Source organism: Kitasatospora sp. NPDC059973 (assembly GCF_042737525.1).
In the GTDB taxonomy this organism is placed as follows: domain Bacteria; phylum Actinomycetota; class Actinomycetes; order Streptomycetales; family Streptomycetaceae; genus Kitasatospora.
Genome location: NZ_JBHWUI010000193.1, coordinates 1 through 14,430, shown reverse-complemented (window position 1 = coordinate 14,430; position 14,430 = coordinate 1). Strand labels below are relative to the sequence as shown.

Below are 14,430 nucleotides of genomic sequence, written 5' to 3'. Positions count from 1 at the left end.
GGGGGGCCCCCGCCGCCGCCGTGGGGGCGGCCCCCCGGGCCGCCACCTCCGGCACCCCGGCGCCCGACCGCGCGGGCGCGGCCTCATCGGCGCCGAACGCTCCGGTGGAGATCACCTGCCGTGAGGAACGGCTGGACATCACCACCGAGTGGCATGTCGTGGGCACCGCGAAGCTGCGCAAGTACGTGACCAGCGAGGCGGTGGAGCGCCGGGTGCCGGTGGTCCGCGAGCGGGTCCGGGTGGAGCGGACGCCGGTCGGCGAGGCGGAGCGGGCCTCGTTGAGCGACAAGGACATCGCCGAGGCGGTGGAGGAGGTCACGCTGCGCGAGGAGCGGCCGGTGGTCCGCAAGTACCTGGCGCCGATCGAGCGGGTCCGCCTGGTCGTCGAGCGCTACACCGACGAGGAGGTGATCCGGGACGAGCTGCGCCGCGAGCACGTCGAGGTCCACGACAACACCGCGGCCGCCCCGACCCCGGGCCCCTCGTCCAACCACGCCCCGTCCGCCACTCCCGACGGCGCCGCCGGGCGCCCGGGCGGCGGCGAACACGCGGGCGCCGACGGACACTTGGGCGCCGGCGAGCCGTCCCGGCCGGCCCCGCTGAGGCCGCTCGCCTGACGGTCCGACCCCAGGGACCCCGGACCTCCACGGTCCGGGGTCCTTCGACTTTGCCAAAGCTTCACCGATCGATATTTGACACACTGAAGTATCTCCCGGCATGGTTGCTTCAGTTCATTCACTATGTACGGGAGGAAGCAACCGTGAGTGAGGCACCACAGCCCACCACCGCGGCCGAGAAGCAGAGCAGCGCCCGGGTCCTGCCGGCCCTCATCCTGGCGATGCTGTCGTTCAGCGTGGTGCAGACCGCGGTCGTTCCGATCCTGCCCTCGCTGGCCAAGGAGCTCGACGTCTCGGGCTCCAGCATCACCTGGCTGATGACGGCCAACCTGCTCTCGGCCGCCGTGCTGACCCCCCTACTGGGCCGCTTCGGCGACCTGCGCGGTCGCAAGCCGATGCTGCTGATCTCGCTGGCCGGTCTCGTCGCGGGCTCGGCACTCGCCGTCAGCACCCACTCCTTCACCTGGCTGGTCGTCGCCCGCGTCCTCCAGGGCGCCGGCGGTGGCGTGCTGCCGCTGGCCATCAGCATCGTCCGCGACGAGCTGCCGAAGCAGAAGGTCACCGGTGGCGTCGCCGCCATCAGCGCCTCGATGGGCGTCGGCAGCGGCCTCGGCCTGGTCGCCACCGGCCTGTTGCTGGAGCACTGGAGCTACAAGTCGATCTTCTGGATGGGCCTGTTCTTCGGCCTGCTCGCGGTCGCCCTGGTCGCCTTCCGGGTGCCCAGCGACCCGGTGACCGACAAGGAGGGCGGCGCCGACCCGCTCGGCGCGATCACCCTGGCCGGCTGGCTCTCCGCCCTGCTGGTCGCGGTCAGCCAGGGCAACACCTGGGGCTGGACCTCCACCAAGACGCTCGGCCTGTTCGCCGTCGCCGCCGTGATCGCCCTGATCTGGGGCGTCATCGAGGTCAAGGTCAAGCACCCGCTGGTCGACATGAAGATGATGTCCCGCCCGGCCGTCGCCTTCACCAACCTGGCCGGCCTGCTGATCGGCTTCGGCATGTACGGCTCGTTCATGGTGATCAGCAACTTCGCCCAGACCCCGGAGAAGCTCACCCACTACGGGTTCACCGCGACCGTGCTGCACGCCGGTGTCATGCTGCTGCCGTCCGCGCTCGGCTCGATGGTCGCCGCCCCGGTCGGCGCCCTGCTGATCGCCCGTCGCGGCCCGCGCCTGCCGCTGGTCCTCGGTGGCGTCCTCGGCGCCGTCGCGATGGCCTACCTGGCCGTCCGCCACAGCCACGAGGCCGACATCTACACCGCCTCGGCGATCTTCGGTCTCGGCATCGGCCTCGCCTTCTCGGCGATGCCGGCCTACATCAACGGCGCCGTCCCGGTCGAGCAGAGCGGCATCGCCAACGGCATGAACGCCGTGCTGCGCACCGTCGGTGGCGCGATCGGCACCGCCGTGATGGCCGCGATCCTCACCGGCGACACCATGAAGCTGCCGATCCCGGTCTCGCTGCCCACCCTGGACGCCTACAAGCACGCGTTCTGGGTCGCCGCCGCGGTCTGCGCGATCGCCGGCGCCGTCCCCTTCCTGATCCGCAGCGTCAAGCCCTCCGTCACCGTCGCCGGTGGCAAGGGTGCGGCGGACCTCAGCCCCAGCCCCGAGCTGGCCAAGACCGACGCCTGACGAGGCGTCCACCCCCCGCGCCCAGGGACAGGGCGCGGGGGACCGGTCCCCGAACGGTCGACGAGGGCATCGCGACCGCCCGAGGGCCGGCCGTGCACGCGGCTCCACCCGGCCCCCCTGCCGGGTGGAGCCGCTCCGTGCGTTCCAGGGTGGTCAGCCCACCGCCGGTTCACCGCCGCCCGCCCCGGCCGACGGCCCGTCCTCGTCGCCCCGCAGCGGCAGCGGCCGGGCCGGCTCCAACGCCGGGTCCTCCACCGCGAAGGTCCGCACCCGGCCCGGTCCGCTCCACGGCGTCTCGAACCGCACCGTCACCCGGCCGACCCCGCTGCCCTGCACCCACCCCGGGCCGAGTTCGGCGTGCCGCACGTCCTGGCCCGGCATCCAGTGCCGCGCCACGACCACCGCGGGCTCCGGGGCCTCGTCCTCCTGGGCGTCGGCCTCGACCGCCCCCGGCTCCCCCGCCTCCTCCCGGACGGCCTGCGCGAAGAGGTCCTCCTGGGTGTAGTCCGCCAGCTGCGAGACCCCGACCCCGAGCAGCCGGACGCCGCCGGTGATGTCCACCTGGGAGGCCAGCCGGCGGGCCGTCTCGACGATCACCGTCTCGTCGTCCGTCGGACCGCGCAGGGTCTCCGAGCGGGTCAATGTGGAGAAGTCGAACCGCCGCACCTTCAGCACCACCGTGCGCCCCGACCGTCCGGCGGCGCGCAGCCGCCGCACGCACCGCGCGGCCAGGACGTCGACCTCGCGCAGCACCCGGTCCCGGTCGGCGAGGTCCACCTCGAAGGTGTCCTCCACCGACACCGACTTGGCGTCCTGGTCGGCCACCACCGGCCGGTCGTCCAGCCCCAGCGACATCTGGTGGACACCGGCGCCGTGCGCCCGGCCCAGCAGCTGCACCAGCTCGGACTCCCCCGCCTCGGCGAGATCGGCCACCGTGTTCAGCCCCGCCCGGCGCAGGACCTGCTCGGTGGCCGGGCCGACGCCCGGCAGCGCCCGCACCGGCATCGGGCCCAGCACCACCCGCTCCTGGCCCGGCTCGACCAGCACCAGGCCGTCCGGCTTGGCCTGCTCCGAAGCGATCTTGGCCATCAGCTTGGACCCGGCCGCCCCGACCGAGGCGGTCAGCCCGGTGCGCCGGTGGATGTCCGCCCGGAGGTCCTCCGCGAGGGCCGTCACCAGGTGCTCCCCCGTCCCGTGGTCCGCCGCCAGCAGCGCCGGGCCGTACGGGCCCGCCTCCAGGTCGACGAAGGCCTCGTCCAGGCTGAGCGGCTGCACCAGGGGCGACAGCTCCCGCAGCAGACCCATGACCAGCTCGCTCACCGCCCGGTAGGCCTCGAACCGCCCGGACAGGAAGGCCGCGTTCGGGCAGAGCCGGCGCGCCTGCGCCATCGGCATCGCCGAGTGCACCCCGAACTTCCGCGCCTCGTACGAGGCCGTGGAGACGACCCCCCGGCCGCCCAGGCCGCCGACGATCACCGGCTTCCCGCGCAGGCTCGGCTTGGCCGCCTGCTCCACCGCCGCGAAGAAGGCGTCCATGTCGAGGTGGATGATGCTCGGCAGTGACCGCACCCGCCGATCATGCCGCACGGGTCCGACAGCGCGGCCGAACCCCGCCGCCGCCTCAGCCCCGCGCGGTCCCCGCGTCGGCCAGCGCCTTCGGGATGCCCTCCTCCCGGGGCCCGAGGAAGAACGGGTCCGGCCGCAGCCAGGCGTTCAGCAGCGCCTTGCCGGCCCCCGGGACCTCCCGCAGCCCGCCGTACAGCCAGGTGGCGTCGTGCAGCTCCGGTACCCCGACCGCGTACGCGTCGATGCCCGCCGCCTCGCAGAGCGCCAGCGCCCGCCGGACGTGGAAGTCCTGGCTGACCAGGACCGCCCGGTCCACCCCGAACACCCGGTGCGCCCGGGTGCAGGAGTCCCAGGTGTCGAAGCCCGCGTAGTCGCCCACCACCCGCACCTGCGGCACCCCGTGCTCGATCAGGTACTGCCGCATCGCGTCCGTCTCGTCGTAACCGGCCCGCCCGTTGTCACCGGTGACCAGGATCGCCTGGACCTTCCGCTCCCGGTACAGGTCGACCGCCGCGTCCAGCCGGTGCGCCAGGTACGGCGACGGCCTGCCCTCGAAGAGCCCGGCGCCGAACACCACCGCCACCGGCGCGTTCGGCGCGCTCCGCACGGTGCCGACCCGGTCACCCGCCGAGACCCACAACCAGGCGCTCGGTGCCAGGGCCAGCGAGCAGAGCACGGCGACGAGTTGGAAGGTCCTGCGCTGGGTGCGCCGCTGCCGCAGCCGGACGCCGAGCCGCCGCGCCCGTCGCCGCAGCAGGCCGGGTATGCCGGAGCCGAACCGCACGTGCCCTCCCTGGGTCGATGATCCACCGGGCACGACGAGGCCGTGGGCCCGGACGGTTCCCCGTCCGGGCCCACGGCCTCGTGATTCTGCGGCGCCGTGACTACGCGGCCCCCTGCTCCCGCGGCTCAGACCGCCCGGTTGCGCCGCTGCGCCAGCTCGTCCCCCGGGTCGTGGCCGACCACGGTCTCGCCGGTGTCGGTCCGCTCCGCGTGCAGGCGGCCGAGGGCCAGCTCCAGCTCCTGCCAGACGGCGCCGACGGCGATGCCGAAGACCCCCTGACCACCCTTCAGCAGATCGACCACCTGCTGCGGTGTGGTGCATTCGTACACGGTCGCGCCGTCACTCATCAGTGTCAGCCCGGTCAGGTCGCCGGCCTCGGCGGACTGCAGATGGGCGACCGCCACCCGGATGTTCTGCAGGGACACACCCGCGTCCAGCAGCCGCTTGACGATCTTCAGCAGCAGGATGTCGCGGAAGCTGTAGAGCCGCTGGCTGCTCGCCGGGTAGACCGAGCGGACGCTGGGTTCCAGCAGCCCAGTCCTGGCCCAGTAGTCCAGCTGGCGGTAGGTGATCCCGGCCGCCGCACAGGCCGTCGGGCCGCGGTAGCCGATCAGCTCGGAGGTGGGGGCCGGCCGCTCGGAGGCGGGCGCGAGCCGCTCGATGGCCGGCTGGCCCGGCTGGACGGCCGGGAACCGGCCCACCCGGGGCAGGTCCGTCCGGGGCAGTTCAGCCACGCTGCGGGCGGCGCGCGGCATGTGCACGGTGCACAGGCCTCCCACGGCCGCTTCATCGCCGGTGCCGGTCATGCCTACCTCCGTCCACTCGTCCTGCGGGCAACCCAGACTGCGGGCGACAGGCACCCGGGCAGCCACTCCTGACGGTAGGCAGTCCCCTATGACCCGTCAACGATCGCCACGCCGGACAGGACAAACAGCGTCACTCAGGAGAGTGGTTTTTCGTGCCCCTAGTGTGGGTAGGTGGACGCTATTTGGCAAAACGGACGAACGAATTCGGCAGGACGGCCACGGCCTGCCCCACCGACGCTCCGCGCCGGGTCCGTACCACGGCGGACTACTGCGGCGTGCCGCCGCCGAAGTCCTCCGGAGAGACCTGGTCGAGGAACTCGCGGAACTTCTCGACCTCGTCCTCCTGCTCGTCCGGGATCGCGATGCCCGCCTCGGCGAGCACCTCCTCGCTCCCGTAGATCGGCGTACCGGTCCGCAGGGCGAGGGCTATCGCGTCGGACGGCCGGGCACTGACCTCGACCCCGCCCGTGAAGACCAGCTCGGCGTAGAACACGCCCTCGCGCAGGTCGGTGATCCGCACCTCGGTGAGCTGCTGGCCGAGCGCCTCCAGGACGTCCTTGAAGAGGTCGTGCGTCAGCGGACGCACCGGCGTCATGCCCTGCTGGGCGAAGGCGATCGCGGTCGCCTCGCCGGGACCGATCCAGATCGGCAGGTACCGATCGCCCCCGACCTCCCGAAGCAGCACAATCGGCTGGTTGGAAGGCATCTCCACCCGGACACCCACGACGTCGAGCTCATTCACACACGCAACCCTATGGCCCTCGCCCCGGATATGAAAGCGCAGAGCCGACAGCGCTGGTCAGCGGGGTCGGCGCGTCACGAGCGGGCCCGCAGACCGGCCTGCACCATGGCGGCGTGCAGCCGGACGGAGAGGGTCGCCAGCTCCCGCGCCGTGGCCTCGGCGTGCGCCCGGGTCTGCGGGTTGCGGTGCCGGCGCAGGGGCGCCACCACCTGCTCCACCAGGGCGATCTCGCGGTCGGCGGCGGCCTTCATGGCCCGCAGGTGGCGCGGCTCCAGCCCGTACCGGCCCAGTTCCGCGACCAGCCGCGCCACCTGCAGCGCCTCGCCGTCGTAGCCGCCGTCCGATCCGGCCGCGACCAGCCCGTAGGACTCCCACTCCACCAGCTCGCCCTCACCGGCCTCGGCGGCGGCCAGCAGCTCGGCCCGGCCCAGCCGGACCCCGACCGCGGCCTCGGCGGCCGCCACCAGCTCGCGGTCCGCCTCCTCCATCGGCCCGGGGCGGGCCTCCGCGGCGGGCAACGCCGGTGGGGCCTCGCCGCGCTCGATCGCGTCCAGGTGTTCGCGGATCACCCGCAGCGGCAGGTAGTGGTCACGCTGCATCCGCAGCACGTAGGCCAGCCGCTCGACGTCGGCCGGGCTGAACTTGCGGTACCCCGACGGCGTGCGCTGGGGCTCGACCAGGCCCTCGGCCTCCAGGAACCTGATCTTCGAGATGGTGACCTCGGGGAAGTCGTCCCGCAGGAAGGTCAGCACCGCGCCGATGCTCAGCAGCTCGTCGCCGCCGCGCCGTCGGCCGCCCCCGGCGGGCCGGTCCGGACGGACCGGCTGCCTGGGGGCCGCGACCGCCCCCCGCGCGCCCTGGTCCGGCAGCGGACCGGACGACGCGGGGTGGGCCGCCCCGAGAGATGAAGGAGGGTTCGCGCTCACTCGGGCTCCTGCCGACGTTGGTTTCAGTACCCCCGGTGGTGACTGGCGAAGAACACCAGCCGGTACTTCCCGATCTGCACCTCGTCGCCGTTGTTCAGCGGCACCTCGTCGATCCGCTCACGGTTGACGTACGTCCCGTTCAGGCTGCCGACGTCGGCGACGGTGAAGCCGCCTCCCGGCGTCCGGCGGAACTCCACGTGCTTGCGCGAGACGGTCACGTCGTCCAGGAAGATGTCGCCCTGCGGGTGACGCCCGGCCGTGGTCTTGTCCGAGTCCAGCAGGAACCGGCTGCCCGAGTTCGGACCGCGCTGGACGATCAGCAGCGCCGAGCCCGGCGGCAGCGCGTCGATCGCCGACAGCACCTCCGCCGACAGGGCCGGCGTACCGGTGCCGGTGGTGGTGTTGGGGTCGTAGGACTCCAGGCCGGAGATCGAGATGGTCGACGTGGTCTCCGCCGGCCCCTCGGGCAGCGCGCCCCCGCGCAGCGCCGTACCGCAGTTGGAACAGAAGCGGGCCGCGGCCGGGTTCTGGTTGCCGCACCTGGGGCACGGAGTGGGGCCAGCCATGTTCACAGCCTCCTGGCGCGGCACACCCGACGGGTTGTGCCCGGCGTACGGGTCCGGGGCAAACCCTCCACCAGAGGTTGAGGGTCCTGACGGGAAACCTATGCGCGGGGCGCCGGAGGGGTCAACCGACGCGCCGTAGCCCGCCTGATTGCCCGCGTACTGCGCGTCGCCGCCGTCCCGGAACATCGGACGCTCGGCGTACTGGCCGCCCTCGGGAGCGGGACGCATGCCCGGCACGGCGGGCTCTTCGTCGGCCCGGCGGTGACGCGCGGTGGGTGCCTCCACGGCAGCCGCGTCACGGCCCTTGTTACGACCGAACAACTTCGAGAAGAAACTCACGGGCGAATCCCCTTGCGTGTGACAGACCCGCCCGCGGGGCAGGGTGAGAACCTCGGACAGGCTGCGGGCCCGGTCGCGGATCGGGCCTGCTGGAGTGGTACTCCGACGTGTGATGTTCCGGCTTGTGCTGGTGCGGACCAGTCTCGCCCACCTGACGGCGGTACCCCGCACCGGGGGGTACCGGCAGATGACGGACCGTTCGGCAGGTACCTCGTCACTTCGGAGCCGGCTTGGCGTACTGCGGCGTCTTCAGGTCGAGGAGGGCGTCGACGAGCACCTTCTGCTGCGGGGAGATGGTCGCGCGGGCCTGATGACTCTCAAGAGTACGGACCACACCTCCCGGAATGTTCAGTGCGGGTGTGAGGTCCTGCGGGTTCCCCACCACGGTGAACCGGTAGGGCTGCGAGACCTTCTTCCCGTCGATCTGCACACCGCCGCCGGACACGTCCGTGAAGTAGGTGTTGACCACCACGCGCACATCGTTGATCTGAATCGCCTCCGCCCCCGCCGCTCGGAGTTCCTGCAGGGTGTCCAGCAGCATATCCGCCTTCACCTGCCCTTGGGGATCATCGACTGTCAGTACGATGCCCGGACCAGTGGCTTTGACGGTCCCGGCGAGCACGCCGAGCTCCGTCACCTTCTTCCTGGTCTGCTCCTGGGCCTCCTTGGCCTGGTTGGAGCTGTTCTCCAACGTGGCCAGGGACTGCTCCAACTCCGCCTTCTCCTGCTGGAGACGCTGCTGGCGGCCGTCCAGTTCGTCGAGGATCCGGACGAGGTCCTCCTGGCGGGCACCGCGCAGCTGGCTGTGGTGGTCGTTGGTGGAGCGGACCTGGATCGCCAGGGCGAGGCCGAGCGAGAACAGCAGCACCGCGACCACCAGCTGCCCGCGGGAGAGCCGCGGGGGCCAGAGCGCCGCCTTCATCCGCCGCCGGCCCGCGTTGCGCTCGTCGGGGGCCTTCCCGGGCTCGGTCGCCGCCTCGGGAGCGGGCTCCGGCGTGGGAGCGGGCTCGGGCTCCAGGACCGGCTCCGGCTCGGGCAGCGGGGCGCTGACGGGCTCAGGCGCCGCCGCCTCGTGGGCCTGCGCCGGCTCTTCGGCCTCGGCGTCCGCCTCCGTGCCGGCTTCGGGCGCGGCTGCCACCGGCCGCCGCGCATCCGCCGCCCGGGGCGCCGGTTCGACGGCGTCCTCGCCGCCCTGGGCCGGGGTCCCCGGCTCCACCTCGGGCGCAGGCTTCACCTGTTCGGCGGGCTCGGGCGGCGCGTTCTCAGCCGCCGGAGCCGCCCCCCGCTCCCCGTCCCCGCCCTCGCGCGCGCCGTCGCCCGCCCGCGCGTCCGCCTTCTCGACCACCTTGTCGACAGCCTTCTCGGTCGTCTTCTCGGTCATCTTCTCGGTCGTCTTCTCGTCCGCCGGCTCCCGGCCGGGCTCAGGCGCGGAAGACATGGCGCCTGATCGCAGCGGCGTTGGAGAAGATGCGGATGCCGAGGACGACGACCACACCGGTGGACAGCTGGGAGCCGACACCGAGCTGGTCCCCGAGGAAGACGATCAGGGCCGCCACCACCACGTTGGACAGGAACGACACGATGAACACCTTGTCGTTGAAGATGCCGTCCAGCATCGCCCGGACGCCGCCGAACACCGCGTCCAGTGCCGCCACCACCGCGATGGGCAGGTACGGCACGACGGCATCGGGCACCTCGGGTTGGACGAAGAGCCCGACGACCACCCCGATCACAAGACCCAGTACGGCAATCACGGTCTGGCTGCTCCTGTCCCTGCGGGGGGCGCCCCGGTCGTGGGCGCGGTGGGCGAGTGGGCTGTCGTGGTCTTGGCGGAGCCGCTCGGCGAGCGCTTCCCCGGGGGCGAGCTGCTCGGAGAGGCCGTCCGTGAGGGCCCCGCGGACGGGCTCTGCGACCCCGTGTCGGAGGCCGTGGGGCTCGGGGAGGCCGCAACGGGGGCGGAGGGGCTCGCCGACGGCGACGGCTCCGGCGTGGCCGGCTGGGCGGTCCGCAGCGTGATGCCCACGGCGGCGGGCAGCGTGAGCTTCTTCTGGGCGGAGATCGTCGACTTGATGCCGTACTTCTCCTGCAGCAGCCGCAGGTACTGACCCGCCATGTTGCTCTCGAAGGTGGCGACCAGCTTCGACCCGTCCCCCAACGCCTGGACGTTGTAGGGCGGCACCAGCGGCCGGTTGTCGACCAGGACGGCCTCACCGGCGGCGCGGATCGCGGAGAGCGCGGTGAGTCGCTGCCCGTTGATCGACACGGCCTCGGCGCCGGACTCCCAGAGCCCGTTCACCACCAGTTGCAGATCGCGGTCGCGCAGCCGTCCGCTGTTCGAGAAGCCCTGGCCCGCGCGCGGGTCGACGTTCCCTCCGGCGCCGGTGCCGGAGGCGTCCTCCAGGACCAGCTTGACGCCCGGCCCGGTCACCTCGGCCAGACCCACCGCACCGGCCAGCGCGGCCGGGTCGCTGTCGCCCGGCGAGAGTGCCTGCTGCTGGGTGGTGTCGACCTTCCGCCGCAGCTCCTGGACCTGCTGCTGGAGCCGCTCCGCCGAGCCGTTGCTGTCGTTGATCCGGTGGATCAGCGCATCGCGCTCCTTGGCGAGCGTCGGCTCGGCCTTGTGCGCGTTCACGGCGCCCACCGTCACCACCGCCCCGACCAGGGCCAGCCCGAGACCCAGGGTGAGCAGGCCGCGGGCCGTACCGGGTATCCGGCTGTCGCGGTCACCGCCCCGCGCCGCGGCCGCCTCGGCGTAACCCTCGTCCAGGCTGTGGTCCATCACGCCGGTCAGCAGGGACATCGAGGCGTCCGGACGGTTGTACCGTCCGTCACTGGCACTCGGCGTCGGCGTCGCTGGCATGCGGACCATCGTCCCATGTCCGCGGAGGGGTCCGTGCACACCCCCTGACCTGCGAAGTCACCAGAGCGACGGATCGTCACCAAGCATGACAAACCGGGCAGCGGGGGCGCGGCACTCGCCGCACCCCCGCTGCCCGGCCGCGTCATGGCGACCCGGTCGTCAGCGCCCGGCGCCGTCGACCACCGTCGCCCACTCGTCCAGCAGCGCCTCGGTCGCCTCGTCGTCCGGACCCTCCGCCCAGAGGTGGGTGACCGCCTCGGCGGGATCGGGCAGCACGAGCGTCCAGCGGCCGTCCGCCTCGACCACCCGGACACCGTCCGTGGTGTCGAGCTGCCGGTTGCCGGCCGCCTCCACCACCGAACGCATGACCATGCCCTTGGCCGCCCACGGCGTCGCGATGTCCCGTCGGCGGATGTGCGCCTGCGGGATCCGCGCGTCGATCTGGCTGAGCGTGAGCTGGGTACGGGCCACCAGCCCGACCAGGCGGACGAACGCGGCCGCGCCGTCCAGCACACCGCTGAACTCGGGAACGACGAAACCGCCGCGCCCGTCGCCACCGAAGACCGTGCCCTCGGCCGAGGCCGCCTTGGCCAGGTCGTCCGGCGTGGTCGTGGTCCAGACGACCTGTGTGCCGTGGTAGGCGGCGACCTGCTCGGCGATCCTGGTGGTCGTCACGGGCAGCGCCACCTGCCCGCTCCGGCGCTCGGCCGCGACCAGGTCGAGCAGCACCAGGAGCGCCCGGTCGTCGTCGATCACCCGGCCCAGCTCGTCCACGAAGGCCACCCGCTCGCCGACCGGGTCGAACCGGACGCCGAACGCCGCCCGCGAGGAGGCCACCAGCTCGCCGAGCCTGGCCAGCCCCGCCCGCCGTTCCTCGGCGTCCTCGGTCGGCCGTGCCTCGTCCAGCCCGCTGGAGACGGTGAGCGCCTCCACGCCGAGCCGGCCCAGGATGCTCGGCAGCACGAGCCCGGCACTGCCGTGCGCCGTGTCCACCACCACCTTCAGCCCCGCCTCGCGGACGCCGGTGGTGTCCACCGCCCGCAGCAGATTGCCGGCGTAGGAGTCGAAGACACTGGACGGGAAGGTCAGGTCGCCGATCTCGCCCGGGAACGCGCGCCGGTACTCCTGGCGGGCGTAGACCCGGTCGAGCTTGCGCTGCCCGGCCTGGGAGAGGTCGGCTCCGCGCTCGTCGAAGAACAGGATGTCCAGCGAGTCCGGCACCCCGGGCGTGGTCCGCAGGAAGATCCCGCCGGCACTCCCGCGGGCCGTGTGCTGCCGGGCCACCGGCATCGGCACGTTCTCCAGGTCGCGGACGTCGATCGCGCTGGTCTGCAGCCCCGAGATCATCGCCCGCTTGAGGGCACGCGCACCACGCGAGTGGTCACGCGCGATGGTGACGGTCGCCCCCTTCTTCAGGGTCGTCGCGTAGGCGCCGGCCAGCCGGACGGCCAGCTCCGGTGTGATCTCGACGTTGAGGATGCCCGACACGCCGCGGAGCCCGAAGAGGTGCTCCTGACCGCGGGACTCCCAGATCACCGAGGTGTTGACGACGGCGCCGGCCTCGATGGTCTTGAACGGGTAGACCCGGACGTTGGCGCCGATGATCGACTCCTCGCCGACCAGGCACTCGTCGCCGATCACCGCCCCGTCCTCGATCCGCGCGGCCCGCATCACATCGGTGTTCTTGCCGACCACGCAGCCCCGCAGGTTGCTCTGCGGCCCGACGTAGACGTTGTCGTGGATCACCGCCTTGTGCAGGAACGCGCCGCGCTTGACGACCACGTTGCTGCCGAGCACGGTGTGCTCGCGGATCTCCACGCCGGCCTCGACCTTGGCGTAGTCCCCGATGTAAAGCGGACCGCGGAGCACCGCCTCGGGGTCGACCTCGGCCCCTTCCGCCACCCAGACGCCCGGCGAGATCTCGAACCCGTCGAGCTCGACGTCGACCTTGCCCTCCAGGACGTCCGCCTGGGCCTTGCCGTAGCTCTCGTGGGTGCCGACGTCCTCCCAGTAGCCCTCGGCCACGTAGCCGTAGACCCGCTTGCCCTCCTTCAGCAACTGCGGGAACACATCGCTCGACCAGTCGACGGACTCACCCGCCGCCACGTAGTCGAAGACCTCGGGCTCCATGACGTAGATACCGGTGTTGACCGTGTCCGAGAAGACCTGCCCCCAGGTCGGCTTCTCCAGGAAGCGCTCGACCCGGCCCTCGTCATCGGTGATCGTGATGCCGAACTCCAGAGGGTTCGGTACCCGGGTGAGACAGACGGTGACCAGAGCGTCCTTGCTCCGGTGGTACTCGATCAATTCGGTGAGATTGAAGTCGGTCAGTGCGTCACCGGAGATCACCAGAAAGGAATCGTCCTTCAGGGCGTCCTCGGCGTTCTTGACACTCCCCGCAGTGCCGAGTGGCGTCTCCTCGTTCGCATACGTGAGATGCATACCCAACTCTTCGCCGTCACCGAAGTAGTTCTTCACCAGTGAGGCGAGGAACTGTACGGTCACGACGGTGTCGGAGAGGCCATGCCGCTTCAGCAGCCGAAGCACGTGCTCCATGATCGGCCTGTTGGCGACCGGTAGCAGCGGCTTGGGCATGCTGGAGGTCATCGGGCGGAGTCGGGTGCCTTCGCCCCCTGCCATTACAACGGCTTTCATTACGGGTGCGTCCTCCTTCGCGGTGGTGGACCCTGCAGGTCCATCAAACCGTTCCAGAGGGTGTCTACCCGGAAGATTTCGTCCGACGCACCGTGGTGGCGTGGGACTTCTCTCAGATCACGTCTCAGACTGCGGACGCGGAGGAGGCGGAGCCCGCCCGGATGATCTGTCGCGCCTGGACGGCGTAGAGAATGCCGGCCCACCAGTACAGCGTGGTCCCCCACCAGATGAAGGCCCAGCTGACGGCCTCGGCCGGCCGCGCGATCCAGGTGTCGCCGGTGCCGAGCAACAGAAGCGGGAACGCGTACATCAGATTGAATGTCGCGGCCTTGCCCAGGAAACTCACCTGCAACGGGCCGTAGCCGTGCCGGTTCAGAATCGGAAGGAGACTCGCGATAAAGAGCTCACGCGCGATCAGGATCGCCGTGAGCCACCACGGCAGGATCTCACGCCAGGTCAGACCCAGCAGGGTGGAGAGGACGTAGAGCCGGTCCGCCAGCGGATCGAGCAGCTGGCCGACCCGGCTGATCTGCCCCCACCTGCGGGCGAGCTTTCCGTCGAGGTAGTCACTGATGCCGCTCAGCATCAGGATCAGCAGCGCCCAGCCGTCGTTGTTCGGCCCGTCGAACACCGGCCAGAGGATCAACCAGAGGAAGAGCGGAACACCGACCAGCCGGCCCATGCTCAGCAGGTTGGGGATGGTGAGGACGCGATCGGTCTGGACCCGCGTCTCCTGGACCTCCACCCGGGGGCCTCCTGTACCGTGTGACGACTTCTGCATGCTGACCCTACAACAGAGAAGCCCCCGTCCGGTTCCCCGGCGGGGGCTTCTCTAGAAGAATTGTTCGGCGGCGTCCTACTCTCCCACAGGGTCCCCCCTGCAGTACCATCGGCGCTGTGAGGCTTAGCTTCCGGGTTCGGAATGTAACCGGGCG

13 protein-coding genes and 1 rRNA gene are annotated in these 14,430 nt (G+C 71.8%); 2 read left to right on the top strand and 12 right to left on the bottom strand.

What is annotated here, in order from left to right; translation table 11 throughout:
* The coding region (locus ACFWA9_RS34010) for a YsnF/AvaK domain-containing protein (protein WP_380392512.1) at positions 1-617 on the top strand (617 nt) is incomplete at its 5' end.
* Between the two features lie 143 nt (positions 618-760).
* Positions 761-2,251, top strand: a complete 1,491-nt coding sequence (locus tag ACFWA9_RS34005; RefSeq protein ID WP_380392510.1) for an MFS transporter — start codon at positions 761-763, stop codon at positions 2,249-2,251.
* A 153-nt stretch (positions 2,252-2,404) separates the two neighbouring features.
* Here ACFWA9_RS34005 and ACFWA9_RS34000 read toward each other — a convergent pair whose 3' ends face one another.
* From ACFWA9_RS34000 to rrf, 12 genes are all read right to left on the bottom strand, one after another.
* On the bottom strand, positions 2,405-3,820 hold the full coding sequence (locus ACFWA9_RS34000; RefSeq protein WP_352291816.1) for a DNA polymerase IV: 1,416 nt from the start codon (positions 3,818-3,820) through the stop codon (positions 2,405-2,407).
* Positions 3,821-3,872: 52 nt separating this feature from the next.
* Positions 3,873-4,601: a vancomycin high temperature exclusion protein gene (locus ACFWA9_RS33995; protein ID WP_380392507.1), complete on the bottom strand. Its 729-nt coding sequence runs from the start codon at positions 4,599-4,601 to the stop codon at positions 3,873-3,875.
* 125 nt (positions 4,602-4,726) lie between these two features.
* Positions 4,727-5,407, bottom strand: a complete 681-nt coding sequence (locus tag ACFWA9_RS33990; RefSeq protein ID WP_329490874.1) for a MerR family transcriptional regulator — start codon at positions 5,405-5,407, stop codon at positions 4,727-4,729.
* A gap of 265 nt (positions 5,408-5,672) precedes the next feature.
* Complete coding sequence (locus tag ACFWA9_RS33985; RefSeq protein WP_329490873.1) at positions 5,673-6,149, bottom strand: bifunctional nuclease family protein; 477 nt, start codon at positions 6,147-6,149, stop codon at positions 5,673-5,675.
* Between the two features lie 74 nt (positions 6,150-6,223).
* Positions 6,224-6,919, bottom strand: coding sequence for a MerR family transcriptional regulator (locus ACFWA9_RS33980; RefSeq protein ID WP_329492361.1), 696 nt, complete (start codon positions 6,917-6,919; stop codon positions 6,224-6,226).
* A gap of 179 nt (positions 6,920-7,098) precedes the next feature.
* On the bottom strand, positions 7,099-7,980 hold the full coding sequence (locus tag ACFWA9_RS33975; protein ID WP_380392504.1) for an FHA domain-containing protein: 882 nt from the start codon (positions 7,978-7,980) through the stop codon (positions 7,099-7,101).
* 214 nt (positions 7,981-8,194) lie between these two features.
* Complete coding sequence (locus ACFWA9_RS33970) at positions 8,195-9,118, bottom strand: DUF881 domain-containing protein (RefSeq protein WP_380392515.1); 924 nt, start codon at positions 9,116-9,118, stop codon at positions 8,195-8,197.
* Between the two features lie 283 nt (positions 9,119-9,401).
* On the bottom strand, positions 9,402-9,734 hold the full coding sequence (locus tag ACFWA9_RS33965; protein WP_030062488.1) for a small basic family protein: 333 nt from the start codon (positions 9,732-9,734) through the stop codon (positions 9,402-9,404).
* Positions 9,731-10,840 carry a DUF881 domain-containing protein gene (locus tag ACFWA9_RS33960; protein ID WP_380392501.1) on the bottom strand — a complete coding sequence of 370 codons (1,110 nt, stop codon included), beginning with the start codon at positions 10,838-10,840 and terminating at the stop codon, positions 9,731-9,733. The genes ACFWA9_RS33965 and ACFWA9_RS33960 overlap by 4 nt, the downstream gene beginning before the upstream one ends.
* A gap of 159 nt (positions 10,841-10,999) precedes the next feature.
* Positions 11,000-13,495: a mannose-1-phosphate guanyltransferase gene (locus ACFWA9_RS33955; RefSeq protein ID WP_329490871.1), complete on the bottom strand. Its 2,496-nt coding sequence runs from the start codon at positions 13,493-13,495 to the stop codon at positions 11,000-11,002.
* 124 nt (positions 13,496-13,619) lie between these two features.
* Positions 13,620-14,240 (bottom strand): CDP-alcohol phosphatidyltransferase family protein, encoded by a 621-nt coding sequence (locus tag ACFWA9_RS33950; RefSeq protein WP_329490870.1) that lies wholly within the window; start codon positions 14,238-14,240, stop codon positions 13,620-13,622.
* A 98-nt stretch (positions 14,241-14,338) separates the two neighbouring features.
* A 5S ribosomal RNA gene (gene rrf / locus ACFWA9_RS33945) occupies positions 14,339-14,430 on the bottom strand; the annotation flags it as partial.

Coding starts and splice junctions, on each gene's coding strand:
- ACFWA9_RS33990 (WP_329490874.1), bottom strand. CDS start 5,407: ATGACCGGCACCGGCGATGAAGCGGCCGTGGGAGGCCTGTGCACCGTG.
- ACFWA9_RS33960 (WP_380392501.1), bottom strand. CDS start 10,840: ATGCCAGCGACGCCGACGCCGAGTGCCAGTGACGGACGGTACAACCGT.
- ACFWA9_RS33955 (WP_329490871.1), bottom strand. CDS start 13,495: ATGAAAGCCGTTGTAATGGCAGGGGGCGAAGGCACCCGACTCCGCCCG.